Genomic DNA, 12,958 nt, shown 5'->3' with positions numbered 1-12,958 from the left:
TGTACATGAATAGGAAAGAGCTGTCAGATGAGATACAAATCTGAACTTCGTGCTGTTCATGGGGGCAGAGCAAAATATATTGCAGGAAATGAAAGAGAAATTCTTGATTTCAGCGCCAATATTAATCCATACCCTCCAAAATTAGATCTTTCCATACCTGAAGACGCATTGACCCGGTACCCTGATGATGAGTACTTGGTATTAAAAGAGGTAATTGCCCGTCATCATGGATGTAAACCTGAACACATCACCGTAGGAAATGGTTCGGTTGAGGTAATCAGAACATTATGCCACACCGTTCTAGATCAGAATCGGACCTATTTTGTTCCTGATCATACGTTTGCTGAATATGAATTGTCTGCACGACTCACCGGGGCACAAAAAGCAAAAACTGAAAAAGAATCCACTCTTTCATTCATCTGCAACCCGGACAATCCCACTGGAGTTCTCCTGCCAAAGCAGGAGATAATATCCCGGTTTTCTTGGATAAGATCTGATCAGATACTATGCATCGATGAAGCATTCATCGACCTATCAGATCCATCCCAGTCTGTATCAGATATCAGAGATCCTCGTTTATTTGTTCTCCGATCATTAACGAAAAGTTTTGCAATCCCCGGAATCAGATTCGGATATGGAATCGGTGATCCGGATCTTATTGCATCCATGGAGGTTATGCGCCCCCCCTGGACGGTCAATGCCTTTGCTGAAAAAGTAGTTCTCTCTGCATTTTCTAAATATCACGATCTGGAATACTCACGAAAGATGATAGAAGAAGAGAAAACCCGGCTGATGGAGACCATCACCACAGTTGGATGGTCCTGTTCAAAAGCAAGTGCCAATTATCTTCTCATAGAGACTGACCGGCCATCTGGGTATATCACCGATCTCTTTTTTAAAAACGATATACTGGTCCGCGACTGCAGCTCTTTTGGTCTCTCGACAAGTATTCGGATTGCTATCCGGACGAAAGAAGAAAATGACCGCTTTATTGAGGTACTGGAGAAGATTTCTGCATGTTTGCACTCATAATGGCAGGTGGCAGAGCATCCCGGCTTGGAATGGGTGAAAAAGCCCTGACCAGAATTCATGATAAACCTCTGTTGTCATTCGTTCTGAATGCGGTAGAAATGGCAGAGCTGGAACCAGTGGTTATTGTCTCCCCCTTGACTCCATATACTACAAATTATTGCAGAATGCATGACATTCCGTGGATATGTACAGACGGGAAAGGATATGTGCAGGACATATGCCAGGCAGTTGGTGAATTATCTATCTCCGGGCCCTTTCTGACCATATGTGCAGACCTTCCGGGTATTACTGCCGATCATATACGTAAGATTATTGAACAATTTCATGAATCTGGCCGTCCGGCTTGCTCAGTATGGGCTCCTGATCCAAAGAAGACCAGTTCTGATACGTTTCCGGGTATACCTGTTGGTATGAACATCCTTACTGGGAGCATGATCGATAGAGAACAGGATGAAATCCAGATAATTATTCCAGATCCTCTCCTGACACTGAACATCAATACGCCGGAGGATTTGAAGACAGCAGAGATAATGCTTAAGCGTATGAAATCTTCTGACGTTCAACCAACTCTCTTATAGGGCTACGATCTAACGTCTCAGGTATGACTGATTCCCGGGAGATCGAACTCGACGGGCATATAATTGATTCTGGGATCATGGAACATGTTCTTGACTCCATCCTTGATATGGGCGGGGACTTTGAGATCCTGGAATTTTCTGTCGGAAAAAGAAAAACAGATACCAGCTATGCCAGAGTGCTTATTACCGGAACAGATAACGGAAATCTGGACGCTATCATCAGCACCCTTCACCGGCATGGGGCACGGCTGGTAGACACAGAAGATGTCACTTTGGTTCCAGCTGAAGGGAACCGGATCGTTCCCAAGGGCTTTTATTCAACAACAAATTACCCGACGCAGATTCGTATCGGCAATGAGTGGATTCATGTTGAAAATATTGAGATGGATTGTCTGATAGTTGTCTCACCTGATAAAAAATCAGCCAAAGCCACACCAATGTCGAAACTTCAGAAAGGGGATCTCGTTGTCATCGGTGAGCATGGTGTGAAGATAAAACCCCCGGAGCGTTCCCGTTCTCATGAGGAGTTTGAATTCATGGGCGGAGTTATCTCTTCAGAACGTCCGACAGAGACAACTATCCGGAAAATTGCCCGGGAAATTATCGACACCCATAAAAAAGGGTTAAAGGTAGCTCTGGTAGGAGGGCCTGCAATTATTCATACCGGCGCTGACGAAGCCTGTGCATCCATGTTCAGAGAAGGGTATATTGACATTCTCTTTGCGGGAAATGCCCTTGCCACTCATGATATTGAGTATAATTTATTCGGTACTTCGCTTGGTATGAATATCCGGTCAGGTGAACTGGTTTCTGCCGGGCACAAAAATCATCTCTATGCTATTAGTGAAATCATGCGAGCTGGTTCGATCAGAAAAGCGGTAGAAACAGGGATTTTGGGATCAGGAATCATGTACGAATGCATAAAAAGGAATGTTCCCTATGTCCTTGCCGGCTCTATTCGGGATGACGGACCCCTTCCTGATGTCATCACCGACGCGATGGTTGCCCAGGATGAGATGAGACGATATGTCCCTGAAATCGGGATGGTCCTCATGATTGCAACGATGCTGCATTCGATAGCAGTCGGGAACTGTCTCCCATCATATGTTATGACCGTTTGTGTTGATATAAATCCGTCAACACTTACCAAATTGATGGATCGGGGTACCTCTCAGGCGATCGGCGTTGTAAGTGATGCAGGAGCTTTTTTCCCCATGCTCCTTGATCAACTCCATCAGATACAGAAAAAATAAGTTATCTGGTAAGAGGCATGGACCAGGAGCGTTCCTGACTCATTACATATTCCCATTCGTTTTTGCAGGTGCAATCCATCTCCATAACTGATAGCATAAGCTCCTGATCTGCGTTCAGATTATAATCCTTTATTGCGTCCAGTATCATCCCATCGCATGATCCACAGTTATGCGGTCCTCTCGCCTGTCCTCCACCGATGGGATCACAGGTCACGTGTGCTGGTGATTTGGCAAGGATTGATGCAACACTCCAGAGATAAGGTGGGCGGTAGGCCTGTCGCTTCCACAATGTTTCAAGGTGTGTGTTTCTTTGCACTGTACAGGGATTCATGGAGATGAGGTCAGTGGATGGCATAATATTCTGGATTGATGTAATCATGTCATCATATGCTTCTCGTTCTGTCAGGTACGGTGGTTTATGAAGGAGATAGGTCTTCACTTTTCCACCGGCTTTATGAATTACTTCTGAAGTTTTGAGGTAGTCTGAATACTGCAGGCCTTTGTCAATACATTTCTCCCTGATTTTATCCGAAGTTGTTTCAAGACCTATGGCGACATAAATATTTCCCGCTTCTCCTCCTTCCTTTATATGAGAAACATACCGGGAGATCTGTTCGGCGTCAATGTATTCACATCGCGACTCAACAATCAGCGTTTTCCCTTTGACCAGTTCGATGAGATGATCCTGAATCTCTTTCGGGACCTCCAGAGGATCAAAGAAACTTCCTGAGGTATACACCTTCACAACATGCGGATTTATCTTTTCAATCTGCTCTTTCAGGCGTTGTATCTGTGCATACATCAGCCGGGTAAGTTCATCTCCTTTGATGCCAGAGAATCGTTCATGACGGTATTGACATATTTTACACCTATTCCACGAACATCCTCCGGAACGAATGATTGCAGTCACGCTGGGATGAATTTCTCCTGCAATATAGTCCTGACCTGACCAGATTGCCAATGGTTCTTCAGGGTTTTTGATAGGTTTCATAATTATCCTAAGTCTATGAAGTCTGAACGTTGCTGCCTCACCAGGGTTTTTCATTTCTAATAAGGAATAATTATCATACTATTCCTCAAATCATAATCACCGGTGAGGAAACAGATGGGTATTCATTACCCGACCAACAATATATTAGGTTCGAGAGTTCCATCATATTGACCAAGCCGACAAGAGGGCAACATATGAATCTTCGTTATGTTCATACAGCAATTACACTGGTCCTCCTCATCCTGATATGTGGGCCAGTCAGTGCATATTATCTGTCCATTGATGCACCTGCCCAGGTTAAGGTAGGAGAACCCATTCTTGTAACCGGATCAACGAATACTCCCCCTCCTGATAAAATTGACATTATTTTTTCCCATTCATTAAATGTTCCCATAGAGATTGAGAGGCAATCAATTCAGATTACCGAGAAAGGCGAAACTACATTTAACGTGACATTTAAAACTGATGGTCTTGAGAAAGGAAATTATAAGGTAGAAGGTCTATCTCAGTCACAGAGGGATTTCTCCGCCGGTTCACGTTCAATCAGAGTTGTAAAATTAATCGATCGGTCAGATCTGATAACCTTTACGTCACCTACCTGGCAGGAGTTTGAAAAAATACTTAACATCGAAGCAAAAATATCAGGATACAAGGAAAATGCTATTCAGATGGAAGTGGCGAAGGATCATAAGACGATCTTTGGTCCTGAATCTATTCCGGTTACGGGAGGCAGGGTAAAATATGAACTCCCGATTTCAGAACCTGGGACATATGAAGTATCATTCACAGATTATGATGGTTTTATCGGTAAATACTCAATAGTTTCAGAAGAGAAAGATCAATATCATCTCACTGGTCCAATAGAAACCCATGAAATACCTGTTGCATCAGCTATAGAAACAGATATAAAAGAGACGGTGAAACCAACAGCAACTCCGTCCCCTGTCAAAGTTGAAAAGATTTCAGGTATTTCTGCACAAGCAGAGGTCTCACGGGACAATCCGGGACTTTTTATTATTTCAACCAATAAAACACCGATTACAATCCAGGTATCGGGAAATACTGATATGGTTTTTGAATATAAAACATCCCAGGATGGTGCCAGTGTTAAAGTGAATGAAGAGATGGGGACATCACCTGAAATGGTTACAATTTCAGATTCAGTATCAGAAATTTATTTGAAAGTCTATCCGTACAGTTTTAAAGCAGCAGAAAAAGTGACCATTACCGCAGATACAGCAGAGACAATATCACTATCTGATGTCTCTGCAAAGGCTTTTGGAATGCCCCCCCGATATGGAAGCAATGAACAGAAAGGAGAGGAGACACCAGTACCGGTTGTTCTGGTTCTTATCAGTCTGGTTATCGGAATGGGTGTTTTTATAAAAAGAAAATAAATTTTTAGCAGACACGCGGAACCGGATCACCCATGGGTGTCTCTATAAACCGCTCGCCCCCGGCTGCCGTTTCCATAATTACTCCGGTTCCTTCCTGAACAGTTCCGATAATTGCTGCATCTTTTCCATATCTGTGTCCCTTCAATACTTTCAGAATAGTTTCTGCATCATCTGCCGGAACTCCCATGACTACTTTTCCTTCATTTGCCACTTCAAGCGGATCGATTCCAAGTAACTGTGATGCAGCTCGTACTGATGATCGGATCGGAACTTCCTCTTCGGATATGCGGATCATGACCTTTGATTTTTTCGCCATTTCATTGATGGCACTTGCAAATCCGCCCCGAGTCGGATCTTTCATGGCATGAATGGTTCCCGCGTTCATGGCAGCATGGACCATTCCTGATAGAGGAGCAACATCTGAAATTATCTGATCTGCAAAATCAAACTCTTCTCTGCTTGCAAGAACAGCAAATCCATGATCCCCGAGTGTTCCTGATACAATGATGGCATCACCAGGTATGAGTCCATTGTCTCTGACGATAGTCTCCGCAACACCTATTCCAGCAGTATTTATTGCAATCTGATCCAATGCCCCCTTTTCCATTACCTTGGTGTCACCGGTAACGAGTGATACATTTTCCTCTGAAAGGGCTCTATCCATGGAGTCTACAATTTTGGACAATGTATCAAAATCAAATCCCTCTTCGATTATGAGTCCACAGGAAAGTGCGAGAGGTCTCCCACCCATCATTGCGATATCATTTATCGTCCCGCAGACTGAAATCCGCCCGATATCGCCACCTGGGAAAAAGAGGGGCCTTACTACATGCGAATCGGTGGTGAAGACTACCTGCCTATCTCCAATGGGAATGACTGCTCCATCGTCAAGCGCTTCAAGACCTATCCCTCCGGCATTAGTATTGGTAATTTTAGAGAAGAGGTCAACAACTTCACCCATAACCTCTCCACCTGCTCCATGCATTAATGATATTTTCATTTAATCAGCCTCGACTTCGATTCGTGTAACTACCACTTCTTTTCCTTTTTCAATCTCCGGGAGTTGACCACATTCCGGGCAGACAAAAATTTCACTCCCAATATATCCGCATGAACAACGAGTCTGTGGTTTAACTTTTGTACATGTCAGTTTTGCATCTTTAAACAGGGGATCATCTTCCACAATGGTAGTAAACAGAAACTCCACCTGATCAGGATTGATTATTGAAAGCTCTCCGACATCCACATAGATGTGGGTTATCGACGTTGCATTGTTATCAAGGGCAGCTTTTCTCGATGTGACAACGATATCATAGGCAATTCCATATTCATGCATCAGAAAAAAACTCCTACGTAAAGGGTTTGTCAGATCCAAGGTTTACCCGAGACAAGTTAAAGGGTGCGATATGAACCCGGCTCTCATTACCAGTAAAAAAGGATTCAGATCAGGTATCAAAGTGGTATTTATATTATTTATTAAAAGATTGTCTGCATTTATGAACACATCCGGAGATCCAAGAACATACTTTACTGCCTGTTTTTGTTTTATAAAATCCATATGATAAAAGTGGTAAGATGATAATAATAAACATCACCGCTATAAGAACATACCAGACATTCACATCCAGATATTCATGCAGGGCATATACTGAATAGCCGATAAGAAAGCTCGATAAAAACGAACCTATTGCTATTGCAGCGAAAATTTCAATTGATTTAAGTCCAATCATCTTACCAATAACTGAACCACTCACAGAGCCGGTGCCCTGCAATGGAAAGAAAACAAAAAAAATCAGACCAATAAAATAAAGCTGCTCAAGCCATCGGTGTTTACCAAGATATAATTCCCCTTTTCTTATAAGATACCGGATTATATTTCCAAGGTATGGAACATTACAAATCAGTTCAAAATTCCATATCATAAACAGACAACAGGCGATATCTACCCAGAATATTGACAGACACATGATCTGAAACGGAAATCCAAGGGCGATACCTGCAGGAATAATACTCTCTTTGCCTGCCGGAGGAACAAAATACAATAATAACAGACCACCCAGCTGAAGAGCGGTCGTGTCATCATAAAGCCAGAAAAGTACTCCTATCAGAACACCAGTCAATAAAAATGGTATCGTCAGGCGTAATACCCGGTTTATAACAGGAGAAAACCAGATAAGCCCTCCTGATATATAGCAGCCGAGAGGTTTAATATCCATGAATACACGTCACCGGAAGGTAAAAAATTCTATATTTGATTGGTTTTCTTTAGAGAAAAACAAGACCTGAGTTATTCACTTTTGTACTGACGGCAATTTCAAGTTGCAAAGGAGTAAGTATGGATGAGAGTTTTTCACGTGACATATCAGTGATTACTGCTATTGATGGCCCGACCGAACTCATACCGATAAATTCTAGTCCGGCTTTTCTGAGTTTATGCATATACTGATATAATTCAAAGGAGTGATGCTCAATTTCAGCTCTTTTTGATCCTCTGAACTCCATCTCCCACATAGAGTCGCCCATTTTTTTCAGATCATCCTGATTGAGTGCGGGAATGAAGTCCATCATAACGATATATGCTTTCAGTTCACGGTCCCGGTAATCAAGTGAACGTGCCTTGTTCATGAGCAGGGAAAATTCCTCTTCTCCTGCTGATGAGATTGAACTTGGGGGGATTACTATGTGGACATTTTTTCCTTTAGCAAAAATATGCTGATGAACAACCGTCAGATTATCACCAAGGATAGCCATTCCTCCTCTGCCACTCACTGCAGGACCTACCCCGGTCTCAAACCCGTAGGCAATCATTCCCCCTTCTGTCTCTTCAACATAATTGTTACCGATGAGTATTCTAAGTTGATCAAGGGTTAATGGATCTCCAAGAGCCCTGTTTACTGCAGCTGATAACGCGGTGAGTATAGTACTCGTGGAGCCAAGTCCTACATGTTTATAGTCATGGTCTTTCGCAGTAACTGAAAATCCTCCCGTATATCCAACAGTTTTTGAAAATACTAGCAGGAAATGTTTGATTATCGCAGGCCTGGAATAATTGATCTCAAATCCTTTCTCAATACACCTGACTTCCACTTCAGCAAAAACGTCAATAGCAAACCCAATACCCCCGCCTCCCGGATGTCCGGGTGCAAACCGGTTCATATCCAGAACTGTCAGATGTATCCTGCCAGGTGCCTGTGTCCTGACAGGAGTTTTTACAGGCGAGAGTGAATAGGATTTTTCAAAACCACAGGTATTCATATTCTCGCCAGGATGAAATGACGTAAAGTCATACTCAACCAGGTCCAGATCTCCCCCCCTGATCTTCAGGATTGTCATGTAACCGGCCTCCTATCAAAGAAAATATTCTTCCCGGTAACTGAGAGCGGGATCCCATAAGCGCAGGTACAGTCAGGAAGCAGGTGAAGAGATAATGCAGCAACTCCGGCAGTGAAGAGAATTCGGTTGTCTGCATTATGAATTTGTGCTGTTTTCGCTGCAGATCCAACTGCGATACCGAGATCGGCCATTCTGATCACACAATTCGGGCCGGTAAAGAGTGACCGGACTGGATTTTGGGATGCCTTCTCGCGCATCTCCTTACAGGTCTGATATCCACACCCACCACAATTAAGTCCAAGGTCCTCTGCCCCCTTACACCCGATAAGAACGCATACTTTACTATCCCGTATGTTTTGTGCGTCACGGGGAAATGGAGGCAAACCAGTTTTATTTCCGATTGCGATCATCTCATCCGCAATACGATCCATATCATTTCCGGTAACAATCCGGGTTACAATAGTGTCAACACCCTTTCCTTTTGGTGCTGTCCGTGCAGAGACTGCCATAAGTGATGCAATGATCATCATGGCATCCTGTTCAGGATCCATAACCAGAATATCCTGAAGAGTATTTATCTTCACTGTTACCTGACTTTGGTGTGATGGTTGATGTAGGAAAGTATAGCGCTGTAGGCCATTTCTGACCCCCGATATGCCTCCTGCCTTGCCGGGTCAGGTTCTGCCATAGAACGGGTCTTCATCTCTTCATACTCATGCAGAAGAAAATTCATGAATAAAAAAAGATCTGAGTTGTCATATCCGAATCGTTCTACTGCCAGACCGCATGCACGATCCCATCCCTGCTTTGCATATGAGGAGAGATTATATTTTGTCGGACTGTGCTTCATTTCAATTAGCATCTCAAGCATTTCATCAGGACTGACTGCCCCTTTATGTTCTCTGAATTGAGATGTCACTTTCCGGAAGAATTCACTCCACTCTTCATTCCACCGTTCCTGCAGTTTTTCCGGATATTCCTCTCCTGCTTTAGGGATGCGCTTAATAAACATCTTCGAAATTTCACTCTCAAATCCTTCAACATCCTGAGGGAAAGAGAACGTAATAGAAATTTCACCACCTGGATCCTGCTCTGATGTATAAATAACAGAATAGGGAATTATGATATAATCCCCAGATTTTATTTTCACGACAAGTCGGTTATTTGTTGCATATACCATGCAGGATTCATAATAAAAATTATCAAACCTGACCTGCATCTTCTCCCTGGTTTTCACAATCTCAAACTGATCAAGCCCTTCTTTAGACCTAGTAACACCTTCAATAAGAAGGAGTTCATCTTCTTCTGTCTGCATGGATTGCTTTTTAGAGGCAATTTCTGATTGATACTGCAAAACCTGTGTATTAATAAATTTTTTCCAATAATTCGGCCATTTCGGATCATCAAGTACCTTCAAACCGCCCCCTTCTTTGCGCTTTAGCCCATGCATGAAAATTCTGACATACTCCTCCTTTCCATCAAAAAACCTCATGGGAGTATTACACCTGATGCATACGTAGGTGTTATTTTCAACATATATCTCATGAATGAGTTCATAGGATAATTTTATAACCTGATTTTTCTGGTTTTTTATAATTAGCCGATAGTTGGTCACGTAAAATTTTGTTATGAACCGTGTTTTCGGATTAAAAAAGACTGCGGCAACTCCTTTTTTTAGTAATGTTTCTCCTTTCAGACAGCCGGTGTTCATGAGAATTGCCCTTGGTTTTCGAAAATTTATCTGAAGTGTATATGCATCATCTGATATATGTTGGGAATCTAAAACCCCGTGAGCAATCATGTTTACCGGGATAGATATCGGAGGGACAAATACTGATATTGCTGTCATAGATTCTCAAATCAATACCTATAAAGTACCAAATACTGACGGGCTTGACAATGCCCTTCAAAAAATTTCCTCATACGGGCGCCTTGCTATCAGCACTTCTCAGCCATTGAATGAGATTATCACCGGTCATACCGCAGATATCCGGACAATAACTATACCGGGACCAGGCCTGGTATATCCTGGTGCGGTAAAAGGATCGGTTTCACATCGCGGAGATATTGTTGAACCAATTGATCCTGAAGAGATAAAAAAAATCATGAAGGGTCAGCATGCACGGGCTATAGCGATTGCCGGCAAATTTTCTGTCCGGAATGATGCATTGGAAAAACAAGTATATGATATTGTATCACAGTTTTATTCTGATGAACAGATAGCCCTTAGTTATCCCATAGGGGCGTTAAATTTTCCCGCACGAATTCATACTACAAAATTGAATGCCAGGATAAAGGGGAAAGTCGCATCTCTCATCAGGCAGATTCAGAGGGTAAATCCGGATTTCTTTTTTGTCACATCGACCGGAGGGCTGACCTCACCTGCCCGTGCTCTTGATAACCCGATGCTGCTTTTTCATTCAAGTCCTGCAACTGTCGCAAACGGAGCATATTACCTGACCAAAAATGAGAACTGTCTGGTGATAGATATCGGGGGAACAACAACTGAACTGGTCCCATTAAAGGATGGAAAACCTATCCTCGAGACGGTTGTTTTGGAAGGTGCCAAGACGATGATTAAAGCAGTATCAGCTATGAGTATCCCCTTTGGTGGCGATTCATGTATACGATCAGACCTCTGTCCTTTCAGGGCGGGTTCCTCCCGTTCGTTTGGGGGAGGTGAACCGACCCTGACGGATGCTTTGAACGTTATGGGGGCAAGAATTGGTGACGCCGAGAGATCTGAAGTTCTTGACCATACAACTGCTCAGAATGTTGTTCACCGGTATCTGGATATGGTCGCCTCTGCTGTAAAAGAATATCATCCTGAGGTTCTCATCGGAACTGGATACCTGGCTCATTATCTTCTTTCTGATATTGCTGAACGCGCACAAACTGTCGGGATTGTACCTGAGCATGCCGCATCTGCCAATGCTGTGGGTGCTGCAGTGTCAAAAGTAAGTCTTGAAGTACACATACATGTTGATTCGGAGCGGAAAAGGCTGACTTTAAACGGGATATCCTACCCTTATAAAGATACCAGAGATGAAGAAGATCTGCTCTCGTATGCAACTGAACTGGTCAGGGAGATTGCAAGAAAAGAAGGGGCACCTGAAGAAGATATCGAAGATATTGAAGTACTATACTTTTCTTCGTATGATGTGGTGAGAGGTTGGAGAGTCACAGCAAAAATTACTAACATGGTCCTTGCGATAGCTCCCGGAATTTCAGTGGAGGCATTATGACGTGCGGTATCGTGTATGCTCCATCATATCTGACTCATGAACAGAGTTCATCACACCCTGAACGACGTGAACGCTTATCATACACTCTTGACCAGCTTGAAGAGGAGGGAATCTTTGATCTCCCTCAGATACGTCTTCTGACCCCAAAGCCTGCGATGAGAGATGATGTGCTCTTAGTCCATACGAAGGAATATCTGCATTTTCTTGAAGAAGCCTCAGTCAACGGTGCTATAATAGATGCAGATACCTATGTACCAAAAGGATTGATTCATGATGCACTTCTCGCAGCAGGGGGAGCAATAACCGGTGCAGATGCAGTACTGAACCAGGAGGTAAGGAATTCTTTTGTCCTGTCACGGCCGCCCGGGCATCATGCAGGACGTTCACATGGGGCAGGTTTTTGCTATCTCAATAATGTTGCCATAATGGTTCGGTATCTTCAGCGCAGGGGCCTTAGGAGGATTATGGTCCTTGACTGGGATGCACATCATGGAAATGGAACAGAAGAGATCTTCTATGATGATCCTTCAGTCCTTTTTTGTTCAGTACATCAATATCCCTTTTATCCCGGGTCCGGACGATTTGAGGATATCGGGATTGGTGATGGCAAAGGATACAATATAAATCTCCCAATTCCAGCTGGGAGTTCAGATAAGGTCTATCGGTATCTTCTCGAGGAGATCATTCTTCCTCTGGCTGATGAGTACATGCCAGATGCCATTGCAATTTCTGCAGGTCAGGATAATCATTTCACTGATCCCCTAACCGGACTTGCACTGACCGCGCAGGGGTATGCTCGTCTTATGCAGGAGATGTGCATTCTTGCCGATTCTATCTGTTATGGGAGAATTATTGCTGTCCTTGAAGGAGGATATAGTGTTGAAGGAGGTCTCCCGTACACGAACCTTGGTCTTATTGCAGCAATGGCTGGTCTGGATATATCTGCTATTCGAGAGCCTGAAATATATCGGGAGGTATTAGAGAAAGCAGTATCTGATGAAGCCTTTCCGATTGTAATTAAGATGGTCACTGATCTTAAGAAAAAGCTGGCAGATCACTGGTATTTTATCCGTCAATATAATTTCAGGTAACAGGTTGATACACTCTTCACCATATCTCCTGCCCTTTT

The 12,958-nt window shown here is 43.2% G+C and carries 13 protein-coding genes; 6 read left to right on the top strand and 7 right to left on the bottom strand.

Translation table 11 applies throughout. The features are described from left to right. The first annotated feature begins 27 nt into the window (after positions 1-27). Genes MHUN_RS04910 through MHUN_RS04900 form a run of 3 tightly spaced genes read left to right on the top strand, consistent with a single transcriptional unit; the run spans position 28 to position 2,863 of the window. Positions 28-1,032, top strand: a complete 1,005-nt coding sequence (locus tag MHUN_RS04910) for a pyridoxal phosphate-dependent aminotransferase (RefSeq protein WP_011447969.1) — start codon at positions 28-30, stop codon at positions 1,030-1,032. Further along, positions 1,017-1,610 (top strand): NTP transferase domain-containing protein, encoded by a 594-nt coding sequence (locus tag MHUN_RS04905; protein ID WP_011447968.1) that lies wholly within the window; start codon positions 1,017-1,019, stop codon positions 1,608-1,610. Before MHUN_RS04910 ends, MHUN_RS04905 begins: the two co-directional genes overlap by 16 nt. A gap of 23 nt (positions 1,611-1,633) precedes the next feature. Next, positions 1,634-2,863, top strand: coding sequence for a TIGR00300 family protein (locus MHUN_RS04900; RefSeq protein ID WP_011447967.1), 1,230 nt, complete (start codon positions 1,634-1,636; stop codon positions 2,861-2,863). A gap of 1 nt (position 2,864) precedes the next feature. Here the strand turns inward: MHUN_RS04900 and MHUN_RS04895 are convergent, their stop codons facing one another. Then, entirely contained in the window at positions 2,865-3,854 is a 990-nt protein-coding gene (locus tag MHUN_RS04895; RefSeq protein ID WP_011447966.1) for an archaeosine biosynthesis radical SAM protein RaSEA, read from the bottom strand. A gap of 194 nt (positions 3,855-4,048) precedes the next feature. Between MHUN_RS04895 and MHUN_RS04890 the strand changes: the two genes are divergently transcribed. Then, a complete protein-coding gene (locus MHUN_RS04890) occupies positions 4,049-5,251 on the top strand; it encodes a hypothetical protein (protein ID WP_011447965.1) in 1,203 nt (400 codons plus the stop codon). Between the two features lie 4 nt (positions 5,252-5,255). On the opposite strand, the gene hypE is transcribed toward MHUN_RS04890, so the two are convergent. The 6 genes from hypE to MHUN_RS04860 form a co-directional block, all read right to left on the bottom strand. Further along, positions 5,256-6,251 (bottom strand): hydrogenase expression/formation protein HypE, encoded by a 996-nt coding sequence (hypE, locus tag MHUN_RS04885; protein WP_011447964.1) that lies wholly within the window; start codon positions 6,249-6,251, stop codon positions 5,256-5,258. Further along, the gene (locus MHUN_RS04880) at positions 6,252-6,587 is read right to left on the bottom strand and encodes a hydrogenase maturation nickel metallochaperone HypA (RefSeq protein ID WP_011447963.1); all 336 of its coding nucleotides are present in this window, start codon (positions 6,585-6,587) and stop codon (positions 6,252-6,254) included. Positions 6,588-6,720: 133 nt separating this feature from the next. Next, the gene (locus tag MHUN_RS04875; RefSeq protein WP_011447962.1) at positions 6,721-7,467 is read right to left on the bottom strand and encodes a small multi-drug export protein; all 747 of its coding nucleotides are present in this window, start codon (positions 7,465-7,467) and stop codon (positions 6,721-6,723) included. Between the two features lie 49 nt (positions 7,468-7,516). Next, the gene (locus MHUN_RS04870) at positions 7,517-8,584 is read right to left on the bottom strand and encodes a GHMP kinase (protein ID WP_011447961.1); all 1,068 of its coding nucleotides are present in this window, start codon (positions 8,582-8,584) and stop codon (positions 7,517-7,519) included. Next, the gene (locus MHUN_RS04865) at positions 8,581-9,168 is read right to left on the bottom strand and encodes a ferredoxin domain-containing protein (RefSeq protein ID WP_011447960.1); all 588 of its coding nucleotides are present in this window, start codon (positions 9,166-9,168) and stop codon (positions 8,581-8,583) included. The genes MHUN_RS04870 and MHUN_RS04865 overlap by 4 nt, the downstream gene beginning before the upstream one ends. A 2-nt stretch (positions 9,169-9,170) precedes the next feature. Then, on the bottom strand, positions 9,171-10,433 hold the full coding sequence (locus tag MHUN_RS04860; RefSeq protein ID WP_158498161.1) for a hypothetical protein: 1,263 nt from the start codon (positions 10,431-10,433) through the stop codon (positions 9,171-9,173). Between MHUN_RS04860 and MHUN_RS04855 the strand changes: the two genes are divergently transcribed. Together MHUN_RS04855 and MHUN_RS04850 are read left to right on the top strand one after the other, a co-directional pair. Beyond that, a complete protein-coding gene (locus MHUN_RS04855) occupies positions 10,384-11,829 on the top strand; it encodes a hydantoinase/oxoprolinase family protein (protein WP_011447959.1) in 1,446 nt (481 codons plus the stop codon). The two genes, MHUN_RS04860 and MHUN_RS04855, sit on opposite strands and share 50 nt — an antisense overlap. Beyond that, the gene (locus MHUN_RS04850) at positions 11,826-12,920 is read left to right on the top strand and encodes a histone deacetylase family protein (protein WP_011447958.1); all 1,095 of its coding nucleotides are present in this window, start codon (positions 11,826-11,828) and stop codon (positions 12,918-12,920) included. The genes MHUN_RS04855 and MHUN_RS04850 overlap by 4 nt, the downstream gene beginning before the upstream one ends. The last annotated feature ends 38 nt before the right edge of the window (positions 12,921-12,958 follow it).

Source organism: Methanospirillum hungatei JF-1 (assembly GCF_000013445.1).
Taxonomy (GTDB): domain Archaea; phylum Halobacteriota; class Methanomicrobia; order Methanomicrobiales; family Methanospirillaceae; genus Methanospirillum; species Methanospirillum hungatei.
Note: the sequence above shows the minus strand (reverse complement) of the source record. Positions and strands in the feature narration are given on the sequence as shown.